The 16829-nt window shown below is 35.0% G+C and carries 17 protein-coding genes; 2 read left to right on the top strand and 15 right to left on the bottom strand.

Going from position 1 to position 16829, the window contains the following annotated elements; translation table 11 throughout:
• Positions 1 to 146 precede the first annotated feature (146 nt).
• From dltD to HMPREF3031_RS11390, 8 genes are all read right to left on the bottom strand, one after another.
• Positions 147 to 1301 carry a D-alanyl-lipoteichoic acid biosynthesis protein DltD gene (gene dltD / locus HMPREF3031_RS11420; protein WP_002481633.1) on the bottom strand — a complete coding sequence of 385 codons (1155 nt, stop codon included), beginning with the start codon at positions 1299 to 1301 and terminating at the stop codon, positions 147 to 149.
• Positions 1298 to 1534, bottom strand: coding sequence for a D-alanine--poly(phosphoribitol) ligase subunit 2 (dltC, locus tag HMPREF3031_RS11415; protein WP_002481632.1), 237 nt, complete (start codon positions 1532 to 1534; stop codon positions 1298 to 1300). The genes dltD and dltC overlap by 4 nt, the downstream gene beginning before the upstream one ends.
• A 21-nt stretch (positions 1535 to 1555) precedes the next feature.
• Entirely contained in the window at positions 1556 to 2770 is a 1215-nt protein-coding gene (gene dltB, locus HMPREF3031_RS11410; RefSeq protein WP_002481631.1) for a D-alanyl-lipoteichoic acid biosynthesis protein DltB, read from the bottom strand.
• A complete protein-coding gene (gene dltA, locus HMPREF3031_RS11405; protein ID WP_002481630.1) occupies positions 2767 to 4221 on the bottom strand; it encodes a D-alanine--poly(phosphoribitol) ligase subunit DltA in 1455 nt (484 codons plus the stop codon). The genes dltB and dltA overlap by 4 nt, the downstream gene beginning before the upstream one ends.
• Positions 4222 to 4237: 16 nt before the next feature.
• The gene (locus tag HMPREF3031_RS13190) at positions 4238 to 4390 is read right to left on the bottom strand and encodes a teichoic acid D-Ala incorporation-associated protein DltX (RefSeq protein ID WP_002481629.1); all 153 of its coding nucleotides are present in this window, start codon (positions 4388 to 4390) and stop codon (positions 4238 to 4240) included.
• A 425-nt stretch (positions 4391 to 4815) separates the two neighbouring features.
• Complete coding sequence (locus HMPREF3031_RS11400; RefSeq protein ID WP_061054817.1) at positions 4816 to 5781, bottom strand: 2-hydroxyacid dehydrogenase; 966 nt, start codon at positions 5779 to 5781, stop codon at positions 4816 to 4818.
• Between the two features lie 8 nt (positions 5782 to 5789).
• Positions 5790 to 6569, bottom strand: coding sequence for a TIGR01457 family HAD-type hydrolase (locus HMPREF3031_RS11395; RefSeq protein ID WP_002481627.1), 780 nt, complete (start codon positions 6567 to 6569; stop codon positions 5790 to 5792).
• Complete coding sequence (locus HMPREF3031_RS11390; RefSeq protein ID WP_023016020.1) at positions 6570 to 7004, bottom strand: type VII toxin-antitoxin system HepT family RNase toxin; 435 nt, start codon at positions 7002 to 7004, stop codon at positions 6570 to 6572. It lies immediately after the preceding gene.
• A gap of 103 nt (positions 7005 to 7107) precedes the next feature.
• On the opposite strand from HMPREF3031_RS11390, the gene HMPREF3031_RS11385 reads away from it, so the two are divergent.
• Complete coding sequence (locus HMPREF3031_RS11385; RefSeq protein WP_002481625.1) at positions 7108 to 7401, top strand: DUF3055 domain-containing protein; 294 nt, start codon at positions 7108 to 7110, stop codon at positions 7399 to 7401.
• A 55-nt stretch (positions 7402 to 7456) separates the two neighbouring features.
• Here the strand turns inward: HMPREF3031_RS11385 and HMPREF3031_RS11380 are convergent, their stop codons facing one another.
• The 7 genes from HMPREF3031_RS11380 to HMPREF3031_RS11350 form a co-directional block, all read right to left on the bottom strand.
• Positions 7457 to 7846, bottom strand: coding sequence for a YutD family protein (locus HMPREF3031_RS11380; protein WP_002481624.1), 390 nt, complete (start codon positions 7844 to 7846; stop codon positions 7457 to 7459).
• A gap of 174 nt (positions 7847 to 8020) precedes the next feature.
• The gene (gene lipA / locus HMPREF3031_RS11375) at positions 8021 to 8950 is read right to left on the bottom strand and encodes a lipoyl synthase (RefSeq protein WP_002481623.1); all 930 of its coding nucleotides are present in this window, start codon (positions 8948 to 8950) and stop codon (positions 8021 to 8023) included.
• Positions 8951 to 9032: 82 nt separating this feature from the next.
• Complete coding sequence (locus tag HMPREF3031_RS11370) at positions 9033 to 10352, bottom strand: bifunctional metallophosphatase/5'-nucleotidase (RefSeq protein WP_002481622.1); 1320 nt, start codon at positions 10350 to 10352, stop codon at positions 9033 to 9035.
• A gap of 14 nt (positions 10353 to 10366) precedes the next feature.
• On the bottom strand, positions 10367 to 11191 hold the full coding sequence (locus HMPREF3031_RS11365) for a sulfite exporter TauE/SafE family protein (RefSeq protein WP_002481621.1): 825 nt from the start codon (positions 11189 to 11191) through the stop codon (positions 10367 to 10369).
• Positions 11192 to 11202: 11 nt separating this feature from the next.
• Positions 11203 to 12051 carry a DUF72 domain-containing protein gene (locus tag HMPREF3031_RS11360; RefSeq protein ID WP_002481620.1) on the bottom strand — a complete coding sequence of 283 codons (849 nt, stop codon included), beginning with the start codon at positions 12049 to 12051 and terminating at the stop codon, positions 11203 to 11205.
• A gap of 120 nt (positions 12052 to 12171) precedes the next feature.
• A complete protein-coding gene (locus HMPREF3031_RS11355; protein ID WP_002481619.1) occupies positions 12172 to 13242 on the bottom strand; it encodes an NAD(P)H-dependent flavin oxidoreductase in 1071 nt (356 codons plus the stop codon).
• Positions 13243 to 13255: 13 nt separating this feature from the next.
• Positions 13256 to 14296 carry a hemolysin family protein gene (locus HMPREF3031_RS11350; RefSeq protein WP_002481618.1) on the bottom strand — a complete coding sequence of 347 codons (1041 nt, stop codon included), beginning with the start codon at positions 14294 to 14296 and terminating at the stop codon, positions 13256 to 13258.
• Positions 14297 to 14595: 299 nt separating this feature from the next.
• On the opposite strand from HMPREF3031_RS11350, the gene HMPREF3031_RS13915 reads away from it, so the two are divergent.
• Positions 14596 to 14955: a DUF1828 domain-containing protein gene (locus tag HMPREF3031_RS13915; RefSeq protein ID WP_070848747.1), complete on the top strand. Its 360-nt coding sequence runs from the start codon at positions 14596 to 14598 to the stop codon at positions 14953 to 14955.
• Positions 14956 to 16829: the final 1874 nt, after the last annotated feature.

The following is a 16829-nucleotide window of genomic DNA, read 5'->3' as shown; positions in this document are numbered from 1 at the left end:
CACCTCCTGATACTTACATTAAGGGTTGACGTAACGTGAAGGTCAACTCATTTTCCAATATTTTTCACATTTAACAATCAATTTCAACATTTTTAACAAACTAAAAAACGCAAATGATATTCACATACCATTTGCGTTTTGATTCATTATTTTTCCTTCATGTGTTGTGCGATACGCTCGTCGATGTAGACCCAGCCTTTCCAGCCGATGTGGACTGCATCTGTGATGACATAAGGTTCATAGTCCTTATCTGTCAGGTCATAAATTTGGCCACCGTTTTCAGTAACGACACGGTTGATTTTTTCATAAACAGGTTTACGTTTCTCTAAATCAACACCGATGTGATCATACCATTTTCCATTTGCGGGAATACTGATATATTCAACATCTGCCCCTGCTTCTCTCATTGTATCTACAAGTAATTTCAAGTCATTAAACTCTGGTGAGTTGATATTGAATTCATAGTCACGTTTAACACGACGTTTATTCGCTTGAATTAATTTCCAATACTTATCTCGGATATGGTATTCATTCGATTTTGAATGCGCTTCGCCATATTGTGTCGCAACATCTCTCATTTCTGACCATGATGCTTTTTCACTTGTTACAGGTTTTACATGTTCTAAAGGAACGTCTTTAAAATTAGCTAAACTTTTGATTGCTTCAATTTTAACTAATTGATTCTCTTTAAAATTAGAAATATAATTGCCATCCGTTTTGCCATTATGCTTTACTGTTGCTTTTAAAAAGTCTTTATTGTGGACGTGTTTGAATTGCAGCAATCGTTTCGCATAGCGTTGTTTCAGTTCATCACTCATATTTTTTTGGTGGAACAATTGATTGATTTGGTTTTGGGAAACACGTGCATCAAAGTTTTGATTCGTCAAACCATGATTTGTGAACCATTGCGGTGAAATAATGAAAGCAATTTTCTTTCCTTTTAATTCATCATAATTTGATGCAAGTTCAATACCATTGACTAAATCTGTATTCCCACCAGTACCGATTAAGAAAGGTTTACGTGATGCATTATGCGAATTTAATGCAATCGCCGGGTTGAATGGATCATCTTTCTCTAATTCACTTGAACCATAAATCGGGTAAAATTCATCGTTGTGTTTAAATAAACGCTTCTGTATTAAAGTTCCTTTTAATACTTGGTCAGTCAATGACACACGATTTTCAGCAAGTGTTTTTTGATTAACGAGTCCAGTAAACCAGCTCGCTGGCAGCAATACAAAGATAATAAAAATGGCACCGCTGATTAATATCGGCAAAAATGGCTTTATTTTTGAACTCATTTAAGTTCTTCTAAAGCTTCAACAATTTTATTAGGAGTCGCCCACTCATCACGATCAAAGTCCATAATTGAAACTTCGATACCTAATTTATTTTGAATTTCTAATAGTAAGCCTACTGTTTGGAATGAATCGATAATACCTTCTTCAAAAATTTCAACATCTGGATTTTCTTTAACGATATCGTTCTCTGCTACTTCTGCTAATAAGTCTAAAACTTGTTCTCTAAATTCCATAATATTATTAAATCTCCTTTATTAAATCAATTTACCTGAAAAGATTAAGAATCCGAAAGTGACAAAGTGGAATGTGATAATAACACTGAGTGCTGTTGTGAACTTGTTATTAAAGCGAGGCGGATGTGTCTTACGCCAACGTTCATAATAACCATAACCAATAAAGCCTGCCGCATGGTATAAACCATAAACAATGTAATAAATTTCGATGCCATGCCAGATACCCATGATAAAGAAGTTGATAAAGAACGCGACATTCGACATTGCGAATTGACTCTTTAATAATTTCTTTTTAGACATGTAGAAGAGCGATCTCATATAAATACAATCACGGAACCAGAATGATAACGTCATATGCCATCTGTTCCAGAAGTCTTTAATATTCTTCGCTTTGAACGGCTGGTTAAAGTTTGGCGGTGTTTTGATACCGTAAATGTAACTAAACGCAATCGCGAACAAACTATAACCTGCGAAATCAAAGAATAAATACATGCTGTAAGCATACATATATAACCAATAGTTTGTGAAACCATATAAGTGCAATTGCAACGGCATCACACCGTATTGATTCACAAAATACGCGATAATATATTTATATAAGAACCCTAGCATAATCATATGCACTGCTTTTAAGATTAAACCACGGTATTCATCTTTAGTCGGTACTTTTTTATCATCTTTTACAAATCGTTTATAGCGGTCAATCGGTCCAGATGAAATCGTCGGGAAGAATGAAATGAATTGGAAAACTTTCCCCCACTTAATTTCTTTAATAGAACCGTCACGAATTTCCATAATCAACTGTACACTTTTAAAGGTAACATAAGAAATACCTAAAAAGCCGACAAATTGGATTAATTTGTGTTCGTGGAATTGAATTTGCTGACCACCGAGCCATGTACTTGTCAATACTTTAACAATGGCTAACGGCAAAATTGATAATGCCATCACGATAAAGAATTTTAAGAAAGTATTCTTCTTAGGTCGCGAATGGTAATACCACATAATTAAAAGTGCTTGCCAAACCACATATATTATAAAGCTAATCAGTTGGATACTTAAATATTTCTGCCCGAACAAGTTCAACTTATCGGAAGAAAAGATAATCACAACCATGATTGCTGTACTGATACCATTATAAATATAGCTTCGCTTACCTAAGAAACCTAAGATAATAACAGGTATAAGAATAATAAATGCAATCAGGAAGAAACTAAACGTACCATAAGGAATCATGAATTCAATTCCTCAGCGATTTGTTTACGGTCTAATTTACCGTTGTTTGTTAATGGTAATTGATCCATCCATACAAATTTTCTTGGAATCATGTATTCGGGTAAGCTGGATTTCAATTGTTGTTTAAGATCATGCGAATACTGCGCATTGTCTTCCACTGTTTGTGTCGGTACGACTGCGCCGATTAATTGAACGACTTTGCCGTTTTTATAAATCGGTACGACTACCGCTTCTCTCACTAAATCTGACTGTCTCAACAATGCTTCGATTTCTTCAAGTTCCATACGATAACCATTCATTTTGATTTGGAAATCGATACGTCCTTGGATGAACCATTGATCATCTTCAAATTTTGCTTTGTCTCCTGAACGATAGACACGTACGCCATCGACGTTACTGAAGACTTCTTTAGATTTTTCTTCATTTTTTAAATAACCTGCGCTGACACTGTTGCCTGCAATCAGCAATTCACCTTCCTCTGTTGTAGAAAGTGTTGTGCCAGGGCGTGCTTGGCCGACTGGAAGCGGATTGAAACGTTCCAAAATTTCTTGTGTAATCTGTACACTAGTAACCGCTACAGTAGCTTCTGTCGGACCATACGTATTATAGACTACTGCAGATGGGAAGCGTGTAAGCAACGCTTGTGCAGTACGATGCGGCAGAATTTCTCCACAGAAGAAGAACTCTTTCAAGCTTGGATATTGTTTTTCATCTAATGTTGGCAATAATAAGCACATTTCAATAAATGAAGGTGTTGAAACCCAAACATTGATTGGAGTCGCTTGTAACATATTATTCAGCAATTTAGGCTTTTTAATCATGTCTTTATCTACTAAATTCAATGTACCACCAGTAACTAAACATGGATAAATTGCCATCACTGATAAGTCGAATGAAAATGGTGCTTGGTTCAACCACTCAAGATTTTCACCGAATTGATTCAAATCTTTCATCCATGTCGCAAATTCAGTTAAGCTTGCATATTCAATTTGAACACCTTTAGGTTCGCCTGTTGAACCTGAAGTGAAGATTGTATAGACCACATCTTCAGCTTGCATACGTGGTTCAAACGAAGCTTTTGAAGCTGTTTCTAAAGCTTCGATAGTTAAGACTTTGCCATGTTCAAAAGTTAATGCTTGTTCTGATACATCAAAAATAAATTCAGGTTGTGTTTTTTCAATAATCATTGCCGTACGATCTTCAGGTACTGAAGTATCAATCGGTACATAACCGCATCCTGCTTTAATACCAGCCATCATCCCTACGATTATATAAGGTGACATATGGCCATATAACACAACTGGTTTTTGACTCTCTTCGATAAGAGAAGCCAATTGGTCAGATTTCTCATCTAATTGTTGATACGTTAAAGTATCATCGATGTGTCTTACCGCCACTGTATCCGGTTGTTTATCTGCAAAATGTCGTAATACACTAATAATATCTGTCATAACTATACTCCTTTAATTAGAATTCATTGTATATAAAGTTATTGTGTGTGTCTCCTGAGCCATATATCAAATACAATGTAATAAATATCGCTAAATAAAGAGCAGTCAATAAATATGGTTTTAATTTGTTAAATGTTTCTGAAGTAGTATTTTGTTCTTTGGATTTCATCTTACACCCCTCTATCTCGGTCATCTTTTTCTCTTTTTTGCGACTCAATGCTTCCTGCTGAATGTCTTCTCCAATTCAACAAAATTATAATTCATTATAATCTTTTTCTCATGTATTTTCAATTGTATATTGGAAAAACCATACAATCTTTTTCATTTGTTCATAATTAATACAGACCAAGTTTGGGGTTCTGTACTAATGCGCTAACAGCCGGTTTTATATCTATTAAATGCACTAATATTTTAGCATTTACAGTTTACTTCTCTTCGGTTGGAAATACAATCCTTTCCACCCTAACAGAATTGTAATGCTTTTTATTTGCTTGTCACATCCGCCCTCAGCCCTATCACAAAATTAAAATGTAAAATAAGAAAAATGCAGTGATACACACTGTTCGTATGTACACTGCATTCTTTTTCTGTTTATTATTTATCAGTAACTGGTGTAATAGCCGGTTGGCCTTGCAGTACTGATTTCACATTATTAATAGAAAGTTGAATCATTCTATCACGCGTTACAACTGACGCACTACCAATGTGCGGTAAAGCAGTAACGTTTGGTAATTGTAATAACGGATGATCTGCACGGATTGGTTCTTCTCTGAATACATCTAAACCTGCACCGCCGATTTCACCCTCTTTTAATGCTTGCAGCAAGTCATCTTCAACAACCGTTGCACCACGGCCGATATTGATAAATATTGCATCATTACGCATTTTCTTAAAGGCTGCCGCATTAAATTTATCTTTTGTTTCCTCTGTTAAAGGTGCTGTACATACGACAAAATCACTGTTTTCTAACAGTTCATCAAATGAGACATAGAGTACACCTAATTCTTTTTCAGCTCTACGGTGACGACTGCGGTTATGATACATCACGTTCGCTTCAAAACCTTTTAAGCGACGTGCAAAGGCTTTACCGATATCACCCATACCGAAGATACCTACATTGGAACCATGGACATCTTTACCTGCAAGCAAGTAAGGTCCCCAGCTTTTCCATTCATCATCTTTAATATACTTTGCTGCTTCTACGATTCTGCGTGCTGTCGCAAGCATTAATGTGAAGCCGAGCTCTGCTGTTGTTTCAGTTAAGACACCTGGTGTGTTCGTTACGGTTACACCATGTTCTTCTGCTAAAGCAATATTGATGTTGTCATAGCCGACAGCCATGTTCGCAACGATTTTTAAATTAGGTGCCGCTTCTAATGTTTCTTCATCAATTCTTTCGCTTAATGTGATAAATGCTGCTTCTGCATCTTTGATTTCTTCTAAGAATTTTTCGCGCGGCATCGGAATGAATTCTTCATCCCACATCTTCACATCCGCAAATTCTTCTAATTGTTGAATAAATTTATCTGGTACTTTACGTGTCACTAACACTTTGGTCATCGTAACACCTACCCTTCTAAGTCTTTGATTACCTCATTCAAATCTTTGAATGTGTAAGTTGGTTGTTGTTCTTTTTCTGCTAATTCTTCCTTACTTGTTACACCTGTTTGTACATGAATCGTATCAATACCTGCGTTGATACCTGACATAATGTCAGTTTCATATAAATCGCCGACCATTGCGACTTCTTCTTTCGGCAAATTAATAACATCCATTGCCATATCCATAATAATCGGCTGGGGTTTACCGATAAACGTCGGTTGTACTTTAGTAGATGTTGTAATCACACTTGTGATTGCACCATTACCTGGTAAGAAACCACGTTCATTCGGAATAGATATATCTTGGTTTGTCGAAATAAACTTCGCACCATTACGCACACCGAGTGTACCTTGTGAGAATTTATCATAATCGACTTTAGTATCTAAACCGACTACGACATAATCCACATGTGTGTCATCAATCAATGTTAAACCTTGATTTAATAATGCTTGACGAAGTCCGCCTTCACCGATGACATAAATGGAAGCTTGCGCATTTTCTTGTTTAATATAATGTGCTGTTGCTAAAGCAGATGTAACTACTTCTTCTGGTGTCGCTTCAATGCCGAATGCAGCTAATTTCTTCACAACATCTTCTGGCACTTTAGTAGAATTGTTTGTCACATACAAATGTGGAATGTCATGTTGGTTTAAATAATCAATGAATTGCTTAGCGCCGTCAATTTCATCAGCGCCTTTATACATTGTGCCATCTAAGTCAATCAGATAACCTTTGTATTGTTTCATTTATTTCTGGTCTCCTTTTCCAAATGCTGTAACGGGTACATTTTCATTGTTTAAGAAATTGATGACTTCATCAATAAAACGTTCATAGTCTTTAAGTGAAGCATCAAATAAAGGGATTAAATCTTTTGTATCTAATTGATCATATTGATGTACAAATCGTTTACGTACATCTACGGTTTGATTGATACCTTGTTGTGTTTCTTTAGAAATCACACCTTCTAATTCTAAAATATCAATGACATCTTTATAATTACCTGGATCTCTTAAAACAAAACCATCAATGACCATATTTCCAATATCTACGGAAGACTCAATCAACATTTGTGCAATTCTTTCAAATGCATAATGGTTCTCTTTATTTTCTGAATAATCTTCTGTTAACTTTTGTAAGTAATTCAGCTTATACGTCAATTTATCTTTATCAACAAAATACATGTTATTCAACTCCTCATCCCCTCAATCATATCACATCTTTGCAGTACAAATCATTTCTGTTTATACTTGAGAAAAGAGAATGTACAAAGGAGTCAATGAAATCATGATAGAGATGTTTTTATACGATGATAACGAAGAAGCTGATGTACAATATGTTGGAATGGTCGGAGAAGAAAGTCGCTATGATTTAATGATGTTCCAAACCAATCGTCATTACGGAAAAGTACTTGTACTTAACATGCAGACAAACAAATTTGGAATTATTGGACCAGACGACTTAGCAGAAGATGGTTATATTGCTTATACATTAGGTGTCAGTGAAGCAGAGGGAGAAGAACTGACAGCATATTTAAAAGATGTTATCCCTAGTGGCACATTTGATAGTGGAGAGTACTAATATTAAACACTAATAACAACTTTAAAATTGATATAACAAAAAGGACAGCTATCGATCAGCTGTCCTTTTGTTTTTGATCAGAAGGTAAACTTGGCGCAATTTTAACATCATGTAATTTATCTGATGCATTGGCTTCTATTTCTTCTTGTGCACGCAGTTTTTTCAGTTCACGTTCAGGAATGCGACGTAAAATAAAATAAGCACAACCGAAGTTGCAGTATTCTAGTAAGTAATCTTGAATCGTCGCAAAGCGTTTACTGATTTCTACTTTTTTATTAGAGTCTTTGTAAAAACCTTTGAGTCTTAATTGTTCATAGCCAAAGTCACCGACTACAAAATCATATTTATCTAGTATTTCTGAATAACGGTTCGCAAATTGTTCTTCATCGAAACAATCACGATATTGTTCGATCATTTCGAAGTATTTATCTCCTACTTTTATCATGTATGTCACCTATCAATTCTATTCTTGAGCATTTTTGCTTGTTTCAATGTCTCGTGTGTTATTGACTTCAATCTTGAAGATTTACTTATATTATACATTATAACAGTAGTTGAATGACGAAAGAAGCGGACTGATTCAGCCCGCTTCTTCCCCATTCAAATCTATACTTATCAATTATGCTTCAGTTGATTCGTTTAATTTTTCTTCACCAATACGTTGTTTTTCTTTCGCAGCTTCGTTAACTTGCTCATCTGCGTGGTAAGAACTACGTACTAATGGCCCAGCTTGGCAATGTTTGAATCCTTTTTCCATTGCTACTTTTCGTAATTTACCGAATTCTAATGGTGAATAGTATTTTTCAACTTTCAAGTGTTTACGTGAAGGTTGTAAGTATTGTCCAATTGTTAAAATATCTACATCTGCTGCACGTAAATCATCCATTGTTTCATGAAGTTCTTCAATTGTTTCGCCTAATCCAACCATGATACTTGATTTCGTTGGAATATCTGGTTGTAATTCTTTAGAACGTCTTAAGAATTCTAAAGTACGGTCATATGTTGCACGCGCACGAACTCTCGGAGTTAAACGACGTACTGTTTCGATATTGTGGTTTAAAATATCTGGTTTAGATGCCATTAATGTTTCAAGCGCATCATAGTCGCCACCCATATCTGATGGTAAAATTTCAATTGTCGTATATGGATTGCGTTCTCTTACTTTTCTTACTGTTTCAGCATAAACGTTTGAACCTGCATCACGTAAATCATCACGCGCAACTGCTGTGATTACCACGTGTTTTAAGTTCATAATTTCTACTGACTCTGCTACACGTTCCGGCTCGTCTAAGTCTAATTCGTTAGGTAAGCCAGTTTTAACTGCACAGAAGCGGCAAGCACGTGTACATACTGCACCTAAAATCATAAATGTAGCTGTTCGGCGCTCACCCCAACACTCATGTATATTCGGACACTTTGCTTCTTCGCAAACAGTGTTTAAATTCTTCTCACGCATCATCTTCTTAAGACCAGTATAGTTCTCGTTCGTGTTCAGCTTTATCTTCAACCAGTCCGGTTTACGTAAAATCTCATTGTTTTTTGTAGCCATTACAACACATACCCTCCTGTGTACTCATCTTCATCTTATTATAACGAATTTATAACAAAATGAAAACGCTATAAGTCATAATTCATAATTCTAATAATTTCTGTTTGAAAATATCTCTTAAAAATTCTGGCATCAAATATTCTGTCGGCAAGTTTTTAAATAGTGGGAAATAACGTCCAAACGTATACATATCAACAGTTCCTAATGTATAGATGTGATCATCAACAATCTCTTCCCCTTGAACAAAGAAACGGGACTCTGATTCAATATAACCCATTTGATATAAAATATAACCGCCGAAAATATCGCCTCTAAATCCTAAACCTTGCGCATGTTCGTGCATATACGCTTGTTCTTCAGCTGTTAAGATAACTTGTTTTAAATCACGGCCTGTAATTTTGATACGTACTAAATTAATCGGATGCGGCAACATTTGATGCACATCATATTCAGTGACATTCGGCCCTTCGATGCCTTTGACTACTAACCCAGCGTTAATAATTGCACAATCTGCATGTGTGAACTCACATACACTTTCTGCAAGTAAATACGCTGTTTTGGTAATCATATCTGTTTTTCTTTTTAAGTTTACAGGATGATCAACTAAAGGCGTACTCATCAATGCTTTACCTTCTTCTTTAAAGTTCGTTTCAACTTCTGGCAAGGTGTCTTCAGGATGCAGGATTGCTGTTTTATGTACGACTTTCTTATTTTCAATCGTTAAATTAACTTCACCTAAGAAATGACCGTATTTTCCTGCTGCTGCCATTAAAACACCATTTTTCATTTCGCCTTCTTCAAAATAATGATGGGTGTGACTACCAAAAATAACATCAATTTCAGGAATCTCTTCACATAATTTACGGTCGAAGAAGATACCGCAATGACTCATGATCATCAATACATCATAATTACCTGCTTGTTTCTCTACCTCATCTTTTATCGCAGCCATCGGATCAGTAACAACCCAATCTAAAGCACGATAGAACGGTGTGAAAGGTGCAGTTGCGGCAACAAATAAGATACGTACACCTTCAATTTCTTTAATATAACTCGATGTAATATGGTGTGGCAAATGGCCATCTTCATCAAACACATTACTGCAAGTAACCGCAAAATCAGCATCTTCATATAATGCGTTTAAATCTTCATGTGAAATGGTCATCCCTTCATTATTACCGATTGTCGCAATATCACAATGTGCGTCATTTAATAATTCTATATTTTTAAGGCCATGTGTTGCTTCTGTTACAGGTGCTGATAAATCAACATGGTCGCCGATATCTATATAAAGTGAAGGATGGTCTAGTAATGGTCTATGCTCTGCCATATACGCAGCAATACGCTCGTAAGCATGCAGATGGCTGTGAATATCATTCGTATGATAAATCGTTAATTTCAAACTCGACGCCTCCTTTAAAGTAATGATTTAATAATAAGATAAACCCCTAATAACAGCATCACCGTTCTCAGTAAAGCAACTACTGTATTAGACTTGATAGATTGGTTGATTCTAACACCGATTTTAGCTCCGACATAACTTGAAATAACTAAAACAAGCGCATAATGCCAAGCAACGTGACCTTGGAAAGTATGTCCGATAGAACTCATCACACTAGAGAAGAAAATCATCATCATACTTGTACCTACCGCAACGTGCGGCGGGAATCTGAACACAATCAACATTAATGGTGTCATTAAAGCGCCTCCGCCGATACCGAAGAGTCCTGTTGTAATTCCAATGAAAAATGTTACCACGAATGCAAATACAGGCGGCACGTGATAATGATAAATCGTCCCATCTTTATCTACATATGTTTTTTCATACTTTTTCTTTTCAAAGAGTTTGATCGGCTTAATTGAATTACGTACTAATAATAAAATCGAAACCAGAATCAAAAACATACCGAAGTACAAATTAAATGAATCTAACGTTAAATAACGACTGATAAATGAACCGAATAAGGAGCCTGGTAATAATCCGAATAAGAATATATAACCATTTTTTGTATCTACTTGCTTAGATTTTAAATACCCTAATGTAGACACTAAACCTGTCACAATTAAAATAATTGAGGAAGTTCCAATCGCTATTTGAGGCGTAATCCCATGGAGTAAATCATGTTCCACACCTAAATAGACTAATGTCGGAACTATAATTAATCCGCCTCCAATTCCGACAAGCGAGCCTAAAATTGCTGATAAGGCTCCTATTAAAATGAGTAAGAGAATACTCACCATATCATCACTTCCTAAAATAATTTAAGCTGCTGCGGTGCTAAGCCTTCGTAGTCAATACCAAGAATTCGTTGAAGTTCTTTCGCATTGTTTGCTGCGTGACCGCCTGAGTTGTTATTGAAAACTACATAAATCTTTTTAGCTTTTTGCTGAATAATACGCACATGTTGTGCAAGTTCTTCTAACTCTTCTGTTGTATAGTCATATAAATAGCGGACATCTCGCCACGCTTCGTCTGTCATATCTTGCTTAGTCCAACCATGACGGTTACGTCCATGATAGCGTACAAAGGCTGTATCCGTTGTAATGCGGTTGACGAAAGGTGCTGAACCTTCCCCGACTTGCGGTTCATCGACAATCGCATGAATCAAGCCTTGTTCTGTTAAAAAGGTTAAAGTATGTTCTTTCATCTCTCCTTCAAACCAAGTTTGATTTCTGAATTCTATACAAACCGGTACATGTTTTAAATGTTCACGTACATAACGTATGTAATTAATATTTTGAGTCTTGCAGTCAAACCATGGCGGAAACTGAACAAGTACCATCGCAAGTTTATCCGCTTCAATTAATGGTTGAATCATTAACTTGAACTCTTCAAATAATTCATTTCGTGTCTCAGCAAAGTCTTTAAAATCCGCATGCAAAGTCAATGCTTGATGAATTTTCACCACAAACTTAAAACGATCGGGTGTTTCTTTTATCCACTTTCTAATATTGCGTTCGGGTTGAATCGCATAATACGACACATCTAATTCTACCACTGGAAAATGACTCGCATAAGTCTTTAATTTATCTGTTTTACGACTTAGATCAGTATAAAGAGAATCGTGATCTCCCCACCCTGTCAGTCCAATATCTATCATACATAATCACCAATCTCATTCTATCATATTTTATGTCTAGAACCTGTTCACTTCATCTTAGAATTGAAGTAAAAATAAGTACTGCGCAATGAACAACGCAGTACTTATTCCTCTTAATTTCTATGATTGAAATCGCATATCTTCAATTTGCTGCACTATAGATTCAACGACTTCATTCGCTTTACGACTTGTCGCAAGTCTTGGTGTCTGACCACTCCATAATGACATTAATGAGTGATCATGATTGGCAGTCGATGCTTTACGGATTGCTGAAGTCAATTGGTTTTGAATTGGGTATTCTGGCACTTCTCCACGAAATGTAGACAGGTAATCTACAAAATCATTACGGATACCTCGTGCCATTTTGCCACTGAAAGCATTTGTTAACACGGTTGATGTTTCTGTGCTATTTAAAATTGCTTGCTTATACGCAATATCTGCACCGCTTTCTTGTGATGTTAAGAAGGCTGTTCCCATCTGTACACCTGACGCACCTAAAATCAGACTAGCAAGTACACCCCTGGCGTCCATAATACCGCCTGCTGCGACTACAGGTATAGACACTGCATCAGCTACTTGCGGTACAAGTGAAATACTGCCAATCATTGGATATTCTCCGTCTTCTTGTTTTAAAAATGATCCACGATGTCCGCCTGCCTCACTACCTTGTGTCACAATAATATCAATACCCGCTTCTTCATTCACAATTGCTTCTTCAACAGAAGTCGCGGTACCCATCACTATCATATGATGTTCATGCATTTTACGAATTAAATGGACATCTGGAATACCGAATGTAAAACTAACAATGGGTACACGTTTTTCAATCAAGATATCAATTTGTTGTTCAAGTTGTTGTGTTTCAGATAAATTCACTACGGGTTGTTCTAAATCCAATGCACGACGATAAGGATTTAACCATGCATTCATTAAATCAACTTGCGCACGCTTGATATGTTTTTTACTCGGCACAAATAAATTAACCGCAAAAGGTTGAGTGGTTAATAATTTAACTTTATCTATTTCCTCCGCAAGTTTTTCTGAACTGAAATACCCTGCGCCTATCGTTCCTAAGCCTCCGCTATTACTCACACTAGCGACTAATTCAGGCGTTGTATTGCCTGCCATTCCGGCTTGAATAATTGGATACTTGATTCCAAGTTGTGCAGTGATTTTTGTATCTGACCACATATGTGAACACTCCCTATAAAGATGATTGATTCGCTTTTGGCTTTTGTCTATTTTTCAAACGTTCATCGACTTTATTTTGTTCATGTTGATCCATTTCATCTTCAATATCTAAACCAAGCAATTGCTCAATTAAGTCTTCCATCGTAATAATCGCATCCGTACCGCCATATTCATCTAATACAATGGCGATGTGTTTACGTGTCGCAATCATTTTACGCATGACCCACTCAGCTTTATTGTGCTCATTCACAAAAAGTGGTTTAGAAATATAATCTTCTAATGTTTTATCATAGTGACGACTCCATATTAATAAGTATTTTGAATGAAAGACTCCCACAATATTATCAATGTCTTCATCATAGACCGGATAACGTGTATATGGGTGTGACATAATAATTTCATACACTTCGTCATATGGTGTATCTTTTGAGAATGCAGTCACATTGACACGTGGTGTTGTATCTACATCTTTAACACGCAATTGTTGGAAAGTTAAAACACTTTGAAGACGATCTCGTTCATTCTCATTAAATGCCCCTTGTGCCCCTGCAATGGTTACCATTGTACGCACTTCTTCTTTAGACATGGTTTGGCTTTGGAATTTATCATTCGCAAGCATTCGGTTAATCAAACCAGTTAAACCATTTAAAATTTTAGTAATCGGCGTTAAGATTACCACAAATAAATGAATTACCGGATAGACTAATTTAGAAATCGCATCAGGATAAGTTGCTGCAATAGATTTTGGTATCACTTCTGAAACAATAATTACCACAACTGTAATCACTAAAGATGCAATCCCCACGTTCCAACCATGTTGTACAGCAAGAATAGTAACTAGCGTAGGCAACACGATATTCGCACTGTTATTTGCGATTAAAATCGTTGTGATAAAATCTCTAGGTTTATTTAAAAGTGCTAATAACCTTTTTGCCTTTGGATCTCCTTTCCTGCTTTCAGTCTGTAATTTCACTTTATTCGCAGCAGTTAATGCCGTTTCACTGCCAGAAAAGAAGAAAGAAACAAAAATTAAAATAATGATAGCTATAATCATGATGGCCGACGCTCCCTTAAAACTCTTATTGACTCTGTCAAAAAGCGTATATTTCTTATTAATTTCCCATCTCTCTATTTATGTAAACCGAACAAGTTCCACGCTTTTCACGAAGTACAATGATTAATTACCATTGTACCGAATTTTCAGATGAATTGTAGTACCTTTAAAAAATACTTTTAATAAAACAATCCCTCTAGGAGTAATACTGCACTTTAACGTTAGATATCTAACCAAGTAGATTTCAAGAAAATAAATTCACATACACTACGCGTAGAAATTCCTTTTAAAATTGCACGATGGATAACATCATTCTTTATGCTATCTTTAGCGATGATAAGCAGACTATCACACTTTGTGACGATGGCTATACACTATTTAATTTAAAATCTCAAAAACCTGAGTTGTTTGAGCAGAAACCAACACTTAAATTACTATACAAATACATTCAAACATTTAATGTAAATATAGATAAAAGCACTGAAGAAATCTATATTGAATGTGTTATACAGAATTTAAATGAATCACTTCAAAGTTTTACTCAGTCAATCTTTTGTATAAATAACTTATTCAACAATAAGACATCGATACAGAATTTATCTCTAAAAGATACAACTAACGACTTTTTATCATTTAATCATTTAACTTTTATGAACTAAAATAAAGCCAGAAAGTAAGATACAGTGTAACTGTTTACTTTCCGGCTTTTAAAATATACTTTTAAAATAAGTAAGTGAGATAGTAGATAAAATGAAACGCCATAAATATTACTGCACAAATTATAGAAATCGTGAGAAAACGATCTCCAACGACATCATTGTATTTTTTGATTTTCACACTACAAATTATACTTCCAATCGCAAATAACGGGCTGATAATTGTTAACAATATAAATACTGCTGCTAGAATCTTTAACAAAGTTGGATTATTCTTCATAGGTTTCCCCTCTAAACGTTTTCTTTATTTTATCACTTACTTATACCACATTTCAGAATTTTACGTCACGTTAAATTTCAATATAAATTGTATGAGTAGACTTTAACATGTCCTAATTTGCTTAATAAATTACCAAAAATCGTATTAACCCTGAACTTGTTTGACATGCCTGACATAATTCTCTTTAAATCTCGGTAAATCTCTTTATTGTTTCATTACACTTATCTTTTCACTTAACTTCAGACATTAAAAAGCAGCACACATACGATTAAGTATGCATGCTGCGTATTTTAATACTTATATTCAATGAACACTATTGGATTAACCGATAGAACCTTCCATTTCGATTGAAAATGAAGTTTTTTAGGATTTCTTGAAATTTAAAACGTTGATTTCATGCGATTTCAAGCACTTAAATTTTCTAAACTTTTTCTGTTTTTAAACAAAATGGTATCAAAAATGGTATCAAAAAACTGCCTATTTAATGGTGGGATCTTACAAATTAAAAAGCGTCATCTGATGTAGGTTTGCGGGCTATATCAGATAACGCTTAAGGCGCAAAAAAATATATGAGTGAATAACACTCAATAACTACTATAACATTTCTCTCTTTTTTCATCAAAAAAATATATAATTTCAATAGTATTAACCATGCAATAATAAAAAAGAGGTTGCCGAAGCAACCTCTCCTTATTATTATTGCTTTACACACAAGACTTTTTCAACAACATTCGTAACATAAAAAGTGGTCATACCAATAAAAGTAAGGATCACTCTATTAAAGAGAAAATAAAGCAAAAAATAATAAGTAAGGCAATACCTAAAAAGGTATTGTATATCAAATAATAATACATTACTTTGATGCAGTCAATATAATGTATTAAAAGTCATGTACTAATCTAATTGATATGTAATAAAAATTGTCACTTGTGCATTTTAGGAAGGGAACACAAGTGACACAAAGCATATATAAAATAATAGAAATGGAAGTAATCAAACTTCAAGTTCACTTAAGCAAATTAAAGATGAACAAATAATATTTTAACATATTTCCAATGTTAAGTAAATATTAAAAAGCAAATTTATTAGATTAGCAAAAATAAAACAGCACTATGTTGATGGTACTATTCATTTATGCTTATATTTACTATCAACTAAAAAAGAGGTTGCCTAAGCAACCTCTCCCCCTATTATCCATACTTAAATCATCAAGACTTTTTCAACATTCTAAGCAGAAGAAAATAGAGAAACAATAACACACGAACAATATCTTTTGATATTGTACCAATCATGTTAATACAAGTTTTTAATTTTGTCAAAAGACACACCTAAAATAGTTAAGTGGATCACATTATGTATGCCACCTCGAAAGGTGGCTGTGTTCTCGTTTGGGATAGATTAGAGAGAAAGTAACGAAAACACACAATAAAATAACAGAAATGCTTTGAATCTAGCATTAAGGAAGTAAGGATACAATATGCACATTGAATACATACTGCAAAAGCATAATAGCATTCTTCTTTTACATAATCAATGAAAAAGAGAAACTATTTAAATAGTTTCTCTCAGACTGTCGACAAAGTCCTACGGACTTGTC

The organism is Staphylococcus sp. HMSC072B07 (assembly GCF_001815505.1).
Classification (GTDB): domain Bacteria; phylum Bacillota; class Bacilli; order Staphylococcales; family Staphylococcaceae; genus Staphylococcus; species Staphylococcus simulans.
Note: the sequence above shows the minus strand (reverse complement) of the source record. Positions and strands in the feature narration are given on the sequence as shown.

What these genes read in the sequence shown, in the direction of transcription:
- HMPREF3031_RS11350 (WP_002481618.1), bottom strand. Translation starts at nt 14,296, where the DNA reads ATGATTATAGCTATCATTATTTTAATTTTTGTTTCTTTCTTCTTTTCT.
- dltD (WP_002481633.1), bottom strand. Translation starts at nt 1,301, where the DNA reads ATGAGTTCAAAAATAAAGCCATTTTTGCCGATATTAATCAGCGGTGCC.
- dltC (WP_002481632.1), bottom strand. Translation starts at nt 1,534, where the DNA reads ATGGAATTTAGAGAACAAGTTTTAGACTTATTAGCAGAAGTAGCAGAG.
- HMPREF3031_RS13915 (WP_070848747.1), top strand. Translation starts at nt 14,596, where the DNA reads ATGGATAACATCATTCTTTATGCTATCTTTAGCGATGATAAGCAGACT.
- HMPREF3031_RS11395 (WP_002481627.1), bottom strand. Translation starts at nt 6,569, where the DNA reads ATGAAACAATACAAAGGTTATCTGATTGACTTAGATGGCACAATGTAT.
- HMPREF3031_RS11390 (WP_023016020.1), bottom strand. Translation starts at nt 7,004, where the DNA reads ATGTATTTTGTTGATAAAGATAAATTGACGTATAAGCTGAATTACTTA.
- lipA (WP_002481623.1), bottom strand. Translation starts at nt 8,950, where the DNA reads ATGGCTACAAAAAACAATGAGATTTTACGTAAACCGGACTGGTTGAAG.
- HMPREF3031_RS11365 (WP_002481621.1), bottom strand. Translation starts at nt 11,191, where the DNA reads ATGGTGAGTATTCTCTTACTCATTTTAATAGGAGCCTTATCAGCAATT.
- HMPREF3031_RS11355 (WP_002481619.1), bottom strand. Translation starts at nt 13,242, where the DNA reads ATGTGGTCAGATACAAAAATCACTGCACAACTTGGAATCAAGTATCCA.
- HMPREF3031_RS11380 (WP_002481624.1), bottom strand. Translation starts at nt 7,846, where the DNA reads ATGATAAAAGTAGGAGATAAATACTTCGAAATGATCGAACAATATCGT.
- HMPREF3031_RS13190 (WP_002481629.1), bottom strand. Translation starts at nt 4,390, where the DNA reads ATGAAATCCAAAGAACAAAATACTACTTCAGAAACATTTAACAAATTA.
- HMPREF3031_RS11360 (WP_002481620.1), bottom strand. Translation starts at nt 12,051, where the DNA reads ATGATAGATATTGGACTGACAGGGTGGGGAGATCACGATTCTCTTTAT.
- HMPREF3031_RS11400 (WP_061054817.1), bottom strand. Translation starts at nt 5,781, where the DNA reads ATGACCAAAGTGTTAGTGACACGTAAAGTACCAGATAAATTTATTCAA.
- dltA (WP_002481630.1), bottom strand. Translation starts at nt 4,221, where the DNA reads ATGACAGATATTATTAGTGTATTACGACATTTTGCAGATAAACAACCG.
- HMPREF3031_RS11385 (WP_002481625.1), top strand. Translation starts at nt 7,108, where the DNA reads ATGATAGAGATGTTTTTATACGATGATAACGAAGAAGCTGATGTACAA.
- dltB (WP_002481631.1), bottom strand. Translation starts at nt 2,770, where the DNA reads ATGATTCCTTATGGTACGTTTAGTTTCTTCCTGATTGCATTTATTATT.